The organism is Curtobacterium sp. 260 (assembly GCF_030803485.1).
Classification (GTDB): domain Bacteria; phylum Actinomycetota; class Actinomycetes; order Actinomycetales; family Microbacteriaceae; genus Curtobacterium.
This window is the reverse complement of the sequence record NZ_JAURUY010000022.1, coordinates 17908-32521: the sequence shown is the minus strand read 5'-3', so window position 1 is coordinate 32521 and position 14614 is coordinate 17908. Positions and strand designations below refer to the sequence as shown.

Below are 14614 nucleotides of genomic sequence, written 5' to 3'. Positions count from 1 at the left end.
CGCGCCCGGCCGGGCGGGCGTGCCCCCCCGCCCCTACACGGGCCCCCCCCCCTCGGCCCCTGGGGGGGCCCCCGCGGGCCCCCCCCCCGCGGGGGGGGGGGGGGGGCCCCGGGGCCCCCGCGCCTCCCGTTCGGCCGTCTGGTGACGACTACTTCGACTCGTGGAGTCGGCTGCTCTCGTCGTGCCACTCGAGCGCGGTGGCTGCGAGCTTCTCCTTGAACTCGGCGCCGTGGTGGGCGCAGAAGTAGAGCTCGCCGCTGGCCATGGTGGCGCGGATGTACGCCTGCGCTCCGCAGCTGTCGCAGCGGTCAGCGGCGGTGAGCTGGTGGCTGCTGGCTTCGTCGATGGAGAGGTCCTGCACGGTCTGGGTCATTGCTGTGCTCCTCACGGATCGCAGGTGGTGCGGGTGGACCACCATTTGAACACGTGGTGGCTGGGAGCCGTGCATCCCGGACCGCCTGTTTCGCTGAGCGCGGAGCGGTTGTCCCCAGTCCGAGCCGCGCCGCTGTCCGGCGGCCTGGCTGTCGGTGCCCCTCGGTACCATCGGGAGGTGAGCTCCGACTACTCTGCACGACACCTCTCCGTCCTCGAAGGGCTCGAGGCGGTTCGGAAGCGTCCGGGCATGTACATCGGCTCGACGGACTCGCGCGGGCTCATGCACTGCCTGTGGGAGATCATCGACAACTCCGTCGACGAAGCACTCGCGGGTCACGGCGACGAGATCGGGGTCGTGCTGCACGCCGACGGCTCCGTCGAGGTCCGCGACACCGCCCGCGGCATTCCCGTCGACGTGGAACCGAAGACCGGCCTGACCGGGGTCGAGGTCGTGTTCACGAAGCTGCACGCCGGCGGCAAGTTCGGGTCCGGGTCGTACGCGGCGTCCGGTGGCCTGCACGGCGTGGGTGCCTCGGTCGTGAACGCGCTGTCGGAGCGCCTCGACGTCGAGGTCGACCGCGGCGGCAAGACCTACGCGATGTCCTTCCACCGGGGCGAGCCCGGCACCTTCGCCGGTGACGGGCCGGATGCGTCCTTCACCCCGTTCACCTCGGGCAGTGAGCTCCGTGTCGTCGGCAAGGTGAAGAAGGGGGTCACCGGGTCCCGCATCCGGTACTGGGCGGACCGACAGATCTTCACCACGGACGCCCGTTTCAGCACGGGCGACCTGGTCAACCGCGCCCGCCAGACCGCCTTCCTGGTGCCCGGGCTCGGCATCACGATCACCGACGAACGGGCCGCGTCGATCGAGGCTGCCGCCCAGCGTGCCGAGGCGACCGGGACGACGGTCGCGCCCGGTCCGGTCATCGAGCGCTTCCGGTACGAGGGCGGCATCAGCGAGTTCGTCGAGCACCTGGCGGTCGACTCCGCGGTCACCGACGTCTGGCGCATCCAGGGCACCGGGACCTTCACGGAGACCGTGCCGATGCTCGACGACAAGGGGCACATGGTGTCCACCTCGGTCGAGCGGACCTGCGAGGTCGACATCGCGATGCGGTGGGGCAGCGGGTACGAGACCGTCGAGCGGAGCTTCGTCAACATCATCGCGACGCCGAAGGGCGGTACGCACCTGACCGGCTTCGAGTCGGGCGTCGTCAAGGCCGTGCGCACGCAGGTCGAGGCGAACGCCCGCAAGCTCAAGGTCGGGCAGGACAAGCTCGAGAAGGACGACGTGCTCGCAGGCCTCACCGCCGTGCTGACCGTCCGCCTGCCCGAGCCGCAGTTCGAGGGGCAGACGAAGGAGGTCCTCGGCACCCCCGCGGTCCGGAAGATCGTCGACCAGGTCGTGGCGAAGCAGCTCACCGACGTCCTCACCTCGACACAGCGCACCGAGAAGGCGCAGGCCGCGACCCTGCTCGAGAAGGTCGTCGCCGAGATGAAGACCCGCATCTCGGCGCGGGCGCACAAGGAGACGCAGCGGCGCAAGAACGCGCTGGAGAACTCCTCGTTGCCGACCAAGCTCGCCGACTGCCGCAAGCAGGACGCCGAGGGTACGGAGCTCTTCATCGTCGAGGGCGACTCCGCGCTCGGCACCGCCAAGCTCGCCCGCAACAGCGAGTACCAGGCGCTGCTGCCCATCCGCGGCAAGATCCTCAACGTGCAGAAGGCCTCGGTGTCGGACATGCTGTCCAACACCGAGTGCGCCTCGATCATCCAGGTCATCGGCGCCGGCTCCGGCCGCTCGTTCGAGATCGACCAGGCCCGCTACGGCAAGATCATCATCATGTCGGACGCCGACGTCGACGGTGCCCACATCCGCACGCTCCTGCTGACGCTGTTCTTCCGGTACATGCGGCCGATGATCGAGCAGGGCCGGGTGTTCGCCGCCGTCCCGCCGCTGCACCGGGTCGTCGTGGTGAACCGCGGCAAGCCGAACGACACGCTCTACACCTACTCCGAGGCCGAGCTGCAGGCGGTGCTGAAGAAGCTCGCGAAGCAGGGCAAGAAGTACCAGGAGCCGATCCAGCGGTACAAGGGTCTGGGGGAGATGGACGCCGACCAGCTCGCCGAGACCACGATGGACCGGGCGCACCGCACCCTCCGTCGGGTGAACGTGACCGATGCCGAGAGCGCCGCGAAGGTGTTCGAGCTGCTGATGGGCAACGACGTCGCGCCGCGCAAGGAGTTCATCCTGGCCGGCGAGGGCCTCGACCGCGACCGCATCGACGCGTAGCGGCGGCGCGGCGCCCGGCGGCGGCGACGCGGAGCGGCGCCCGGCAGCGGCCTGGAGCGGCGCCCCGCCACGGCGCACGGCCCGAGACTCGCGCTGGCCGACGGTCCTCGCGCTCTGCTGTCTGGCCGAGACACCGCCGGCCGGGCGAGACGCCGTCGTCGTGCCGAGACGCCGCCGGATCCGGCGGCGTCTCGCGAACTCGGCCCCGTCTCGTGGATCCCACGGCGTCTCGCGGCATCCCGGACGTCTCGAGGGGCCAGCTGGCGGACGGGAGGTGACGCGCTGACTGCCACCGCGCCTCCCGGCCGTCGGGTCGACCCTCCCTGCGCGTGACACGCCGCGTGCCGACGTTCCGGTCGCACGACACGTCGTCGCCAGCGGCGTGGGACGGCAAGTCGTGCGACCAGGACGGGGACACGGCGGCCGAGGGGCCGGCCCGGCCTCGCTCTGTCCCGTGGGAGCGACCGGCGACCGGCGACCGGCGACCGGCCACCGGCGCACCGGCGGGCGGCCGCTGCGCGGCGGCCGCGCACCCGCCCGCAGCGGCGGGCGGGACCGCCTACGCCTCGCCCGCGGTACCGTCCAGGGCTGCTGCGCTGCCGCCGATCGAGCCGATCACGGCCTCGAGCGGCGCTCCCGACCCGTCGCGCTTCGACAGCCAGTCGGGCAGGGTCCGCGCGGCTCCGTCCGACCCGACGGCGTGCGGCGGCGCGATGCCGGCCCACGCCACGGTCAGCCCGTCCTCGCCCTTGAGGAACGCGTGCGCCCGCACTCCCTGCGTCGCACGGCCCTTCGCGGGGAACTCCGAGAACGCCGAGACCTTCGCCCGTCCGGGGTCCGTGCCGGGCAGTGCCCCCGACGCCGTCGACACGGTGGCGACCACTGCGTCCTCGGACAGCGCCACGGACCCGAACCAGATCACCGATGCGCCGGAAGCCAGGGAGACCCCGGCGACGCCGCCCGCGGGCAGGCCCTGTGGCCGGACGCCCGAGGCCGGGAACCGCAGCAGCTGCGCGTTCGACGTGATGAACACGAGGTCGTCCGACTCCGGCGCCTGCGCGGCCCCGACGACGGTGTCCTTCGGCTTCAGCCCGATGGCGAGGAACTCGTCCTTGTCCGGCCAGGCGCCGGTCGCGACGCGTTTCACGACGCCCTGCGCGGTACCGATGGCGAGCGAGTCGCCCGCCCCTGCGGACAGGTCGACGAGTGCGACGACGGACTCGGTGCGAGCGATCCCGAGGTAGTCGGACACCCGCACGCCGGCGTCGAGCCGGACGGACGCCGGCGGTACCGCGGGGACGTCGACGGGGGAGAACCGCAGCACGCGGCCGGTCGAGGTCAGCGCTCCGACCTGCCCGCGGACGGTGGACACGACGGTCGAGCGGACCGCGTCGTGCTTCGACCGCTTCGGCACCCGCACGATCCCGAGGTCCGAGGAGGGGATGTCCACCCGCACGAGTCGACCGGTCGTGGAGAGCAGCACACGGCACGGAGCGTCGGCGATCTGCAGCGACTCGGGGTCGACCGCGGCCTTGCGGCCACCGCGCACCGGGGCATCGGCCTCGGTGAGCAGGGTGCGGCGCGGCGTGGCGAACCGGTCGGAGACCTCGGTCAGCTCGACCGCGACCTGGGCACGAAGACGGGCGTCGGACGCCAGCAGTTCCTCGAGCGCGGCGATGTCGGCGAGGAGCTGGTCGCGCTCGCCCTCGAGCTCGAGGCGCGAGAACTTCGTCAGGCGCCGCAGACGCAGCTCGAGGATGTACTCGGCCTGCACCTCGGACAGGTCGAAGACGTCCTGCAGCTTCGTCCGCGCGGCCTCGGAGTCGTCGGACGAGCGGATGACCTCGATGACCTCGTCGATGTCGAGGATCGCGATGAGCAGACCCTCGACGAGGTGCAGCCGTTCCTTCCGACGGGCGAGCCGGTACCGGGAGCGCCGGGTGACCACGTCGAGCCGGTGCTGCACGTAGACGTCGAGCAGTTCGCGCAGGCCGAGCGTGCGCGGTGACCCCTGCACGAGCGCGACGTTGTTGATGCCGAAGCCGTCCTCGAGCGGGGTGTGCTTGTAGAGCTGCTCGAGCACGGCCGTCGGGTTGAAGCCGGACTTGATGCCGATGACCAGCCGCAGCCCGTGGTTCCGGTCCGTCAGGTCGTTGACGTCGGAGATACCGACGAGCTTCTTGGCCTGGACACCGTCCTTGATCTTCTCGATCACGCGCTCGGGGCCGACCAGGTACGGCAGCTCGGTGACGACGAGGCCGACCTTGCGCGGCGTGAGGTTCTCGACGGACACCTTCGCCCGGGTGCGGAACGAGCCACGGCCCGTCGCGTAGGCGTCGCGGACCCCGGAGAGCCCGACGATCGTGCCACCGGACGGCAGGTCCGGGCCCGGCACGAACTCCATCAGCTCCTCGAGGGTCGCCGTCGGGTTCAGGAGCAGGTGCTTCGCGGCCTCGACGACCTCGCCCAGGTTGTGCGGCGCCATGTTCGTCGCCATGCCGACCGCGATGCCCGAGGCGCCGTTGACGAGCAGGTTCGGGAACGCCGCCGGCAGCACGCCCGGCTGCATGATCTGGTTGTCGTAGTTCGGGACGAAGTCGACGACGTCCTCGCCCAGGCCCTCCGTCATTGCCATCGACGGCTCGGCCAGACGGGCCTCGGTGTACCGGGCGGCCGCGGGGCCGTCGTCGAGCGACCCGAAGTTGCCGTGCCCGTCGACCAGCGGCACACGCATCGTGAAGGGCTGCGCCAGGCGCACGAGGGCGTCGTAGATCGCGCCGTCGCCGTGCGGGTGCAGCTTGCCCATCACCTCGCCGGTGACGCGGGCGCTCTTCACGTGCCCACGGTCCGGTCGGAGCCCCATCTCGGCCATCTGGTAGAGGATGCGTCGCTGCACCGGCTTGAGGCCGTCGCGCGCGTCCGGCAGGGCCCGCGAGTAGATGACGGAGTACGCGTACTCGAGGAACGAACCCTGCATCTCCTCGGAGACGTCGACGTCCTCGATGCGCTCACCGTCGGGCAGGCCGACTGCTTCCGTGCGTGCCATGGGACCTTTCTGGGAGGATCGTGGGGTGCCCCCCAGCGTACCGAGCGCCCCAGACACCACCGCGAACCTCGCCGACGTGCTGCCGAGTTGCCTCGTCGCGCTCGGCGCCGCCGACGACACGTGGTTGCGCACCACCGGCCGGGAGGCACGGATCACCCTCCGTCCCGCCCGCTCGGTCGTCGTCGTGCTGGTCGACGGCCTCGGGTCGTCCGCCCTGTCGGCCCGCGCCGGGCACGCCCGCTGGCTCACCGCCGCGACCGGCGGCGGCACCCTCAAGCGCCTGCGCAGCGGGTTCCCGACGACGACCGCCGCGGCGCTCAGTACCCTGACGACCGGCCGCTCGCCCGGCACGCACGGCGTGGTCGGCTACAGCGGGTGGGAGCCCGAGGGTGAGCGGGTGGTCAACCTGCTGTCCGGCTGGGACTCCGAGGTGCCGACGGGCTGGCTGCTCGCCGACACCGTCTTCACCGAGGCCAGCGCGCTCGGCATCGAGCCCGTGGTGGTCGGTCCGGCCCGCTACGAGTCCTCGGGGATGACCGCGAACGTGCTCGGCGGTGCCCGGTACACCGCAGCCGACACCATCGCGCAGCGGGTCGACGCCGCACTGGCGGCGACGGCGTCCGGCCGATCGCTCGTCTACCTCTACGTGCCGGAGCTCGACTCGATCGGGCACAAGCACGGGTGGGAGTCCGACCGCTGGACCGCGGCGCTCGAGTCACTCGACGGCGAGCTCGCCCGGCTCGCGACCCGCGGCGCTGCCGACGTGGGCATCCTCGTGACGGCCGACCACGGCGTGCTCGACGTGCCGGCCGAGGCGAACATCGCGATGGACCCCGCGCTCCTCGTGGACGTCGTGGGGATCGCCGGGGACCCCCGCTGCCGACAGCTGGCCGTGCGCCCCGGCACCGACGTCCCGGCGCTGGTCGAGGCCTGGCGCACCCGCTACGGCAAGAAGGCGTACGTCGCCAGCCGCGACGAGGCCGTGGCCGCCGGGTGGTTCGGTGCCGTGGACGACCGCGTGCTCCCGCGCATCGGGGACGTCGTCGTGGTCGCGAGGGGGTCGTGGGCCTTCAACGACGACCGCGACCTCGACCCGCGCAAGGAGCCGAAGCGGATGATCGGGCAGCACGGTGCCATGACGGACGACGAGGTCTTCGTGCCCCTGCGGCTGGCGGGCGCCTTCGCGGGCTGACCCGGGCGGGAACGCGAGCAGCCCCGCGACGCGACGAGCGTGGCGGGGCTGCACCGGGCCTCCAGGCCGGACGGACCGGACCGAGGATGCTGGATCAGGCGGGGTCCTCCGGGCGAGTGCCGAAGACGATCTCGTCCCAGCTCGGCATCGACCGGCGGTTGCGCTTCTTGCGCTCGGAGCGGCCGTCGGTCTCGGGAGCCGATGCCGGACGGTCGTCGCGCTCGGGGGCGGAGGCCGGCGAGTCCCAGCCCTGGAGGGGGACGTCCACGACGCTGATGGAGGTCCCGCGGGGCTCGTCCTGTTGTTCGGTGAAGGATGCCGCCTCGCGCTCACCGCGCCGACGGCGGAGTGCCTCGAGCAGGTCGGCGGTCTCGTTGCCGGGCGAGCGTTCCTCGACGGGCGCGGCACCGATGCGGGGGAGCGGCGCACGGAGCGGACGCTCCTGGGCCTCGGGGGTCGCCGCGTCCTCGGTCTGCTCGACGCGGAAGGCACCGGAGTCGAAGCGCGTGCCGTCGGCGTCGTGGTGGTCGTTCTCCACCGCACGCAGGCGCGGAGCGATGCCCTCGTCGTCGGTGTCGGAGAGGCGGTGCGCGTCGCCGTTGTCGGGCGTGAGCGTCGACGTCTTGGGGTCGAAGGACCACTGCGCGTCGTGCTCGACCTCGGACGCGGTGTAGCGGACCCTGACCTGCCACCCCTGCTCGGCGTTCTTCCACGACGCCCACGCGACGCCGGTCGCGTCGCCGGCCTCGAGCTTGGCCTCGATGGCCTCGCCGAAGGTGTCGGGCGCCTCGGCGTCGGTCGGGGTGACCGGGACACGTCGTGCGGCGTCGAGGATGAAGGAACGCTCGGCGAGCACCGGACCCTCGAACCGCCGGACGTACTCGACGTCGACGTCGAGCGCCGCTGCGACGTCGGCCGCGTCGGCGCCACCGCGGATGCGGGCCTGCACGTCCTTCGGCGACACGCGCTTCTGGGGGCCGGCGTCGGGGTTGGCCTGGCGGACCTGGCTCGTCAGTGACGCGGTGACCGGCAACCGGTACTCGGTGCCGCCGTCGGTCGCGAGCAGGAGTGCCCCGGACTCGACTCCGATGACTCTCACGTCTTGCATGGTTGCGCCTCCCGAGCGTTGCGTACGGTCGTGCTCGTACCCCAGGAGTATGCAGCGGTGCACACCCGTTGCCGCGGAGGCGCACGGGCGTGCCGCGGACTCCCGCATGCCCGGGGACGGTCCTCGTCCGCTGCCGGCCCCGCGCACCGTCCTCGTCCGCTCCCGGCCGCCGGGAATGTCCGACCACCACGGTGGGTTGCACGGCCTGACGATCCCGCACGGCGTTCGGTTTGCGCTCTCGCGGGTCGTGGTGCAAACTGTCGCCGCCGATCACCGGCGACGACCTCTCGACACGAGAAACGGATGGGCATGGCCACCGATTACGACGCCCCCAGGAAGACCGACGAATCCTCTGACTCGGAGTCGATCGAGGCCCTCAAGGAGCGCGTTCCCGACAAGATGTCGGGGGTCGTCGACGACGACTCGGACAACCCCGGCAGCTTCGAGCTCGCTGGACAGGACCTCAGTGACGTCGACCTCGACGTCGTCGTGCTGCCGCCGCAGGTGGACGAGTTCACCTGCGTCGAGTGCTTCCTCGTGAAGCACCGTTCGCAGCTCGACCACGAGTCGAAGCTCGGCCCCGTGTGCGCGGAGTGCGCGGCGCTCTGAGTCGCAGCTCCACCGGGACGGCCCGTCACCCTCCGTGGGTGGCGGGCCGTTCCGCGTTGCGGCGCGGGGCGGGAGCGCCGTTCCGCGCGTGGGAGACCGTTCCGCGCGTAGGAGATCGGAAGTTCCTGCTTCGTACGCGCAGATCGTCATCCCATTGCGGGCGTGAGGGGCTCGAACGCTCGCGACTGGCGGACTGGAACCGGTGGGACGGGGGAGGGCGCGCCTCCCGACCGGACCGCCGCGACCGCTATGCGAGCCCGAGCTCGCGCCGGCGGCACGCCGCGTCAGGAACGCAGGGCGTCCACCACGGCCTGTGGGTTGCGTGCGCTGACCAGCCAGTAGGGCGTCGGGTCCGCCGGATCCGTCACCTCGACGCGCACGACCCCGCGCACGTACCCGCGGAAGAGCGTCCACGCGCGGGCGTCGAGCGCCGGACCGCGCTGGGTCGTGGCCTCGGCGCCGGTGTGTGCGGTGACCTCGCCGACGAGCGTCCGCGGCAGGTGTGCACGGCCGGCGCGGAACTCGGTGTCGGTGACCTCGATCGTCGGGGCGAGCGCCCAGAGCAGCACGACCACGCCGAGGTACATGCCGATCGCCACGAGGACGCCGGCCAGGACGCTGATCGGCAGGAACACGAGCAGGCTCGCGGGGATGACGAGCGCCGTCGCCAGGTAGAGGGCGGGCGGGGCCCAGAGTCGTTCGCGGTACACGGTCACCCCTCCATCCCACCACGAGTCGGGGCAGGTCACGGAACGGTCACGGAACGACCACGCTCGTGCACTACCCTCGTCTCGTGACCGAACCAGTCGACGTGCTCTGGACCGGGGAGAACGCCCCCGTCCACGCCCACCCCGGTGATGCCGGAGCCGACCTCGTCTCGACCGAGGCCTTCGTGCTGCAGCCGGGGGAGCGCCGTCTCGTCGGCACCGGGCTCCGGATCGCAGTGCCGGACGGCCACGTCGCCTTCGTGGTGCCCCGGAGCGGCCTCGCGGCGAAGCACGGCATCACGATCGTGAACGCCCCCGGCACGGTCGACTCCGGCTACCGGGGCGAGGTCAAGGTCGCCCTGCTCAACACCGATGCGTCCGAGCCGTACGAGGTGCACGTGGGGGACCGCATCGCGCAGGTGATCGTCATGCCGGTGCCGCGGGTCACCTACACCCGCGTCGAGGAGCTGCCGGACAGTGTCCGCGGCGAGGGCGGCTTCGGCTCCTCGGGCTACGGTGACCACCGCAGCGGCGCACTGTACGGTGCCGCCGACGACTTCCAGGAAGGAACGGGCGCATGAAGTTCGGTCGACGCAAGCGTGACGAGGTCGAGGTGGCGGACGCCGTCGCCGACGACGCCGTGATCGCAGGGACGACGCCGGAGGTCGACATCGCGACCGATGCCGACGCCGACCTCGACGAGGTGGACGCGGTCGCACCGACCGACAAGTCGGCTCCGGCCGACCGTGCCGACAACGGCCCGCACGACGAGACCGAGGCGAACCTGGTCCGCCCGTACGTCGACCTGGGCGGCGTGAAGGTCCTCCCGCGTGAGGGCCTGCACCTGCGCCTCGAGGTCGAGGAGGGTTCGCAGCGCGTCGTCGCGGTCGGGCTCGACTACGACGAGTCCACGCTCCAGGTCCAGCCCTTCGCCGCGCCCCGGTCCACCGGACTGTGGCACGAGATCCGCGCGCAGATCGCCGACCAGATCGAGCGGCAGGGCGGCCGCGTGGACGAGGTCGACGGCCCCTTCGGTCCCGAGCTCCGCGCCCTCGTGCCGGTCGTCGTCGACGGCTCCGGCGCGACCGACGGTGCACGCGCCGCACGCTTCATCGGTGTCGACGGCCCCCGCTGGTTCCTGCGCGGCGTGATCGCCGGCAAGGCCGCGGAGCAGCCGGACGACGCCGCAGAGATCGAGGAGCTCTTCCGCAGCGTGGTCGTCGTGCGTGGCACGACGCCGATGCCGCCGCGCGACCTCATCCCGCTGCACATGCCCAAGTCGACGCAGACCGCCGTCTGACGACCGTCCGCGACGAACGACCCACGACACGGCCTGGAGGCACGGTGCCGGACCACGACGAGACCCCCCGTCCCGCGGACGCGAGCGACCAGGGCGCGGCTCCGGTCGACGGGACGGCCGCGGGTGCGGTGCCGGCCGGCCCGGTCGCGGGCCCGCCGACGCCCGGTGCGGGCGCGGGTCCGACCGCGTCCGGACCGGCCGTCCCGGCTGGACCGACGGTCCCGGCTGGACCGGCGGCTCCGGCCCGGACGGCTGCTGACGATTCCGTGGACGAGGACGCCGTGCCGTCGTTCTCGGTGCAGTTCCGCGCGGCCGTGCAGAACGCGGGCATCGCCCGGGTCGCGCCGGGCGAGGCGCCCTCCGGCCGTGCGCTGCTCGGTGCGGTCGGCGGCGTGCGCGGGCTCGCCGAGTCGGTGCTGCCCGGCTTCGCGTTCCTCGTCGTCTACGCGATCACGAAGGAGCTCGTGCCGAGCGTCGTGATCCCGGTGCTCGTCGGGCTCGTGTTCGTGGTGGTCCGTCTGGCGCAGCGGCAGTCGCTCGTGATGTCCTTCGCGGGCATCGCCGGCGTGGTCGTCTCGGCGGTCCTGGCGCTGGTCACCGGCCGGGCCGAGACGAACTTCATCCCCGGCATCGTCATCAACTCGGTGTGGCTCGTCGGGCTGCTCGTCACCCTGGCGATCCGGTGGCCGCTGATCGGCGTCGTGGTCGGTTTCCTGCTCCCGCCGGACGAGGACGGCTCCCACGTCGACTGGCGTGCCGACCCCACCAAGCGCCGGGTGCTAACGGTGGCGACGTGGATCTGGGTCGGGCTCTTCGCGCTCCGGCTGGCCGTCGAGGTACCGCTGTACCTGACCGCGCAGGTCGAGCTCCTCGCCGCGGTGAAGCTGGTGCTCGGCGTCCCGCTCTACGCGGCCGTGCTGTGGGTCACGTGGTTGCTCGTCCGCACGGTGTTCGTGCGTCGGGAGGACACCGCCGCGGTGTAGAGTTGTCTCGACATCGAGACAGTTTCCCGGGGGCGCGCCAGCACCGTCGGGATTAGGTTTGCCTTGCTGGTGGGACGTTCCGACGCCCGCGATGATGAGGGCACACCGATCAGTAGGGAGGCGGCACAGTGGCTGCAGTCAACAGCTTCGGCTCGAAGGACACGCTCTCGGTTGGGGGTGTCGACTACGCGTTCCACCGGATCGACACGGTGCCGGGGCACGAGAAGCTCCCGTACAGCCTGAAGGTGCTGCTCGAGAACCTGCTCCGCACCGAGGACGGCGCGAACGTCACCGAGGAGCAGATCCGCGCGCTCGGCTCCTGGAAGCCCGAGGCCGAGCCGGACACCGAGATCCAGTTCTCGCCGGCCCGCGTGGTCATGCAGGACTTCACCGGCGTCCCGTGCATCGTCGACCTCGCCACCATGCGCGAGGCGATGGCACAGATCGGCGGCGACCCGAACAAGATCAACCCGCTCTCGCCGGCCGAGATGGTCATCGACCACTCCGTCGTCGCCGACCTGTTCGGCCGCGAGGACGCCCTCCAGCGCAACACCGACCTCGAGTACGAGCGCAACGGGGAGCGCTACCAGTTCCTCCGCTGGGGCCAGACCGCGTTCGAGGACTTCAAGGTCGTCCCGCCGGGCACCGGCATCGTGCACCAGGTCAACATCGAGTACCTGGCGAAGGTCACGTACACCCGCGAGTTCGACGGCGAGCTCTACGCGTACCCGGACACCCTCGTCGGCACCGACTCGCACACCACGATGGTGAACGGCCTCGGCGTGCTCGGCTGGGGCGTCGGCGGCATCGAGGCCGAGGCAGCGATGCTCGGCCAGCCCGTGTCGATGCTCATCCCGAAGGTCGTCGGCTTCAAGCTGTCCGGTTCGATCCCCGCCGGAGTCACCGCGACGGACGTGGTGCTGACCATCACCCAGGAGCTCCGCAAGCACGGCGTCGTGGGCAAGTTCGTCGAGTTCTACGGCGAGGGCGTCTCCGAGGTCCCGCTCGCGAACCGCGCGACCATCGGCAACATGTCGCCGGAGTTCGGCTCCACCGCCGCGATCTTCCCCGTCGACTCCGTCACGCTCAACTACCTGCGCCTGACCGGCCGGTCCGAGGACCAGATCGCCCTGGTCGAGGCGTACTCCAAGGCCCAGGGCCTGTGGCACGACCCGTCGGTGGAGCCCGCGTACTCCGAGTACATGGAGCTCGACCTCTCGACGGTCGTCCCGTCGATCTCCGGCCCGAAGCGCCCGCAGGACCGCATCGAGCTGTCGAAGGCCAAGGACCAGTTCGAGGTCGACCTCGCCAACTACGCGAGCATCGACCACACGCACGAGGACAAGGCCGTGGCGGACACCTTCCCGGCGTCCGACCCGGTCGCCGCCGCGCCCGGTGACGAGCACGCCGTCGACGACCTGCAGGACGCCCCCGCGTCCGAGGTCCCCGTGCACGCCTCGAGCGCGCCCGGCACGGTGTCGAAGCCGACGTCGGTCTCCGTGGCCGACGGTGACACGTTCACGATCGACCACGGTGCCGTCGCGATCGCCGCGATCACCTCGTGCACGAACACGTCGAACCCGTCGGTGATGATGGCCGCCGGCATCCTCGCGCGGAACGCCGCGAAGAAGGGCCTCAAGGCCAAGCCGTGGGTGAAGACCACCCTCGCGCCGGGCTCGAAGGTCGTCACCGACTACTACGAGAAGGCCGGGCTCACCAGCTACCTCGAGGACCTCGGCTTCTACACGGTCGGCTACGGCTGCACCACCTGCATCGGCAACTCGGGCCCGCTGCCCGAGGAGATCTCGCAGGCCGTGCAGGACAACGACCTCGCCGTCACCGCGGTGCTCTCGGGCAACCGCAACTTCGAGGGCCGCATCAACCCCGACGTGAAGATGAACTACCTGGCCTCGCCGCCGCTGGTCATCGCGTACGCCCTGGCCGGGTCGATGCACTTCGACTTCGACAAGGACGCCCTCGGCACCGACCAGGACGGCAACGACGTCTACCTACAGGACATCTGGCCCGACGCGGCCGAGGTGCAGGACGTGATCGACACGTCGATCGACACCGAGATGTTCACCCACGAGTACGGCTCCGTGTTCGAGGGCGACGACCGCTGGAAGAACCTGCCGACCCCGACAGGCGACACGTTCGAGTGGGACACCGAGTCGACCTACGTCCGGAAGCCCCCGTACTTCGAGGGCATGACGATGCAGCCCGACGCGGTCTCCGACATCTCCGGTGCCCGCGTGCTCGCGAAGCTCGGTGACTCGGTCACGACCGACCACATCTCCCCGGCCGGTTCGATCAAGGCCGACAGCCCGGCCGGTCGGTACCTCGACGAGCACGGCGTCGACCGCAAGGACTTCAACTCCTACGGCTCGCGTCGCGGCAACCACGAGGTGATGATCCGCGGCACGTTCGCGAACATCCGCCTGCGGAACCAGCTGCTGGACGGCGTCGAGGGCGGCTACACCCGCGACTTCACGACGCCCGACGGCGAGCAGTCGTTCATCTACGACGCCTCGCAGCACTACCAGGAGCAGGGCATCCCCCTCGTCATCTTCGGTGGCAAGGAGTACGGCTCCGGCTCGTCGCGCGACTGGGCGGCGAAGGGCACGAACCTGCTCGGCGTCAAGGCGGTCATCACCGAGAGCTTCGAGCGCATCCACCGCTCGAACCTCATCGGCATGGGTGTCGTCCCGCTGCAGTTCCCGGCGGGTGAGACGGTCGAGTCGCTCGGTCTCGACGGCACCGAGGTCGTCTCGATCTCGGGGCTGACCGAGTTGAACGAGGGCCGCACGCCGAAGACCGTGCACGTCACCGCGGAGCCGAGCGAGCACTCGCCGGCCGGCAAGCAGACGGTCGAGTTCGACGCGGTCGTCCGCATCGACACCCCCGGTGAGGCGGACTACTACCGCAACGGCGGCATCCTGCAGTACGTGCTCCGTTCGCTCGTCTGATCGACGGGAGCGCGGGTCGCTGACGCGACCACCTG

At 71.4% G+C, this 14614-nt stretch carries 11 protein-coding genes; 7 read left to right on the top strand and 4 right to left on the bottom strand.

Annotated elements, in window-relative coordinates; all coding sequences use genetic code 11:
• Positions 1–148: 148 nt before the first annotated feature.
• Positions 149–373, bottom strand: a complete 225-nt coding sequence (locus tag J2X59_RS15710) for a DUF7455 domain-containing protein (RefSeq protein ID WP_066654059.1) — start codon at positions 371–373, stop codon at positions 149–151.
• Positions 374–550: 177 nt separating this feature from the next.
• On the opposite strand from J2X59_RS15710, the gene J2X59_RS15705 reads away from it, so the two are divergent.
• Positions 551–2668, top strand: coding sequence for a DNA gyrase/topoisomerase IV subunit B (locus tag J2X59_RS15705; RefSeq protein ID WP_326497296.1), 2118 nt, complete (start codon positions 551–553; stop codon positions 2666–2668).
• Positions 2669–3227: 559 nt separating this feature from the next.
• Here the strand turns inward: J2X59_RS15705 and J2X59_RS15700 are convergent.
• Positions 3228–5714, bottom strand: coding sequence for a DNA gyrase/topoisomerase IV subunit A (locus J2X59_RS15700; protein WP_326497295.1), 2487 nt, complete (start codon positions 5712–5714; stop codon positions 3228–3230).
• A gap of 25 nt (positions 5715–5739) precedes the next feature.
• Here J2X59_RS15700 and J2X59_RS15695 point away from each other — a divergent pair, with 25 nt between their 5' ends.
• Positions 5740–6906: an alkaline phosphatase family protein gene (locus tag J2X59_RS15695; protein WP_209682850.1), complete on the top strand. Its 1167-nt coding sequence runs from the start codon at positions 5740–5742 to the stop codon at positions 6904–6906.
• Between the two features lie 94 nt (positions 6907–7000).
• Here the strand turns inward: J2X59_RS15695 and sepH are convergent, their stop codons facing one another.
• Positions 7001–8005 (bottom strand): septation protein SepH, encoded by a 1005-nt coding sequence (sepH, locus tag J2X59_RS15690; RefSeq protein ID WP_326497294.1) that lies wholly within the window; start codon positions 8003–8005, stop codon positions 7001–7003.
• A 318-nt stretch (positions 8006–8323) separates the two neighbouring features.
• Between sepH and J2X59_RS15685 the strand changes: the two genes are divergently transcribed.
• Positions 8324–8623, top strand: a complete 300-nt coding sequence (locus tag J2X59_RS15685) for a DUF4193 domain-containing protein (protein WP_066658128.1) — start codon at positions 8324–8326, stop codon at positions 8621–8623.
• Positions 8624–8907: 284 nt separating this feature from the next.
• Here the strand turns inward: J2X59_RS15685 and J2X59_RS15680 are convergent, their stop codons facing one another.
• Entirely contained in the window at positions 8908–9339 is a 432-nt protein-coding gene (locus tag J2X59_RS15680; RefSeq protein ID WP_251154993.1) for a DUF3093 domain-containing protein, read from the bottom strand.
• Positions 9340–9416: 77 nt separating this feature from the next.
• Between J2X59_RS15680 and dut the strand changes: the two genes are divergently transcribed.
• The 4 genes from dut to J2X59_RS15660 all read left to right on the top strand — a co-directional run bounded on the left by dut (position 9417) and on the right by J2X59_RS15660 (position 14579).
• Complete coding sequence (gene dut, locus J2X59_RS15675) at positions 9417–9911, top strand: dUTP diphosphatase (RefSeq protein WP_326497293.1); 495 nt, start codon at positions 9417–9419, stop codon at positions 9909–9911.
• On the top strand, positions 9908–10630 hold the full coding sequence (locus J2X59_RS15670; protein WP_326497292.1) for a DUF3710 domain-containing protein: 723 nt from the start codon (positions 9908–9910) through the stop codon (positions 10628–10630). Before dut ends, J2X59_RS15670 begins: the two co-directional genes overlap by 4 nt.
• 266 nt (positions 10631–10896) lie before the next feature.
• Positions 10897–11613, top strand: coding sequence for a DUF3159 domain-containing protein (locus J2X59_RS15665; protein WP_326497291.1), 717 nt, complete (start codon positions 10897–10899; stop codon positions 11611–11613).
• Positions 11614–11741: 128 nt separating this feature from the next.
• Positions 11742–14579 (top strand): aconitate hydratase, encoded by a 2838-nt coding sequence (locus J2X59_RS15660; protein ID WP_326497290.1) that lies wholly within the window; start codon positions 11742–11744, stop codon positions 14577–14579.
• Positions 14580–14614 lie beyond the last annotated feature (35 nt).

Excerpts from the sequence above, each read along its gene's own strand:
- J2X59_RS15710 (WP_066654059.1), bottom strand. The coding sequence starts at position 373 with ATGACCCAGACCGTGCAGGACCTCTCCATCGACGAAGCCAGCAGCCAC.
- J2X59_RS15700 (WP_326497295.1), bottom strand. The coding sequence starts at position 5,714 with ATGGCACGCACGGAAGCAGTCGGCCTGCCCGACGGTGAGCGCATCGAG.
- J2X59_RS15685 (WP_066658128.1), top strand. The coding sequence starts at position 8,324 with ATGGCCACCGATTACGACGCCCCCAGGAAGACCGACGAATCCTCTGAC.
- J2X59_RS15670 (WP_326497292.1), top strand. The coding sequence starts at position 9,908 with ATGAAGTTCGGTCGACGCAAGCGTGACGAGGTCGAGGTGGCGGACGCC.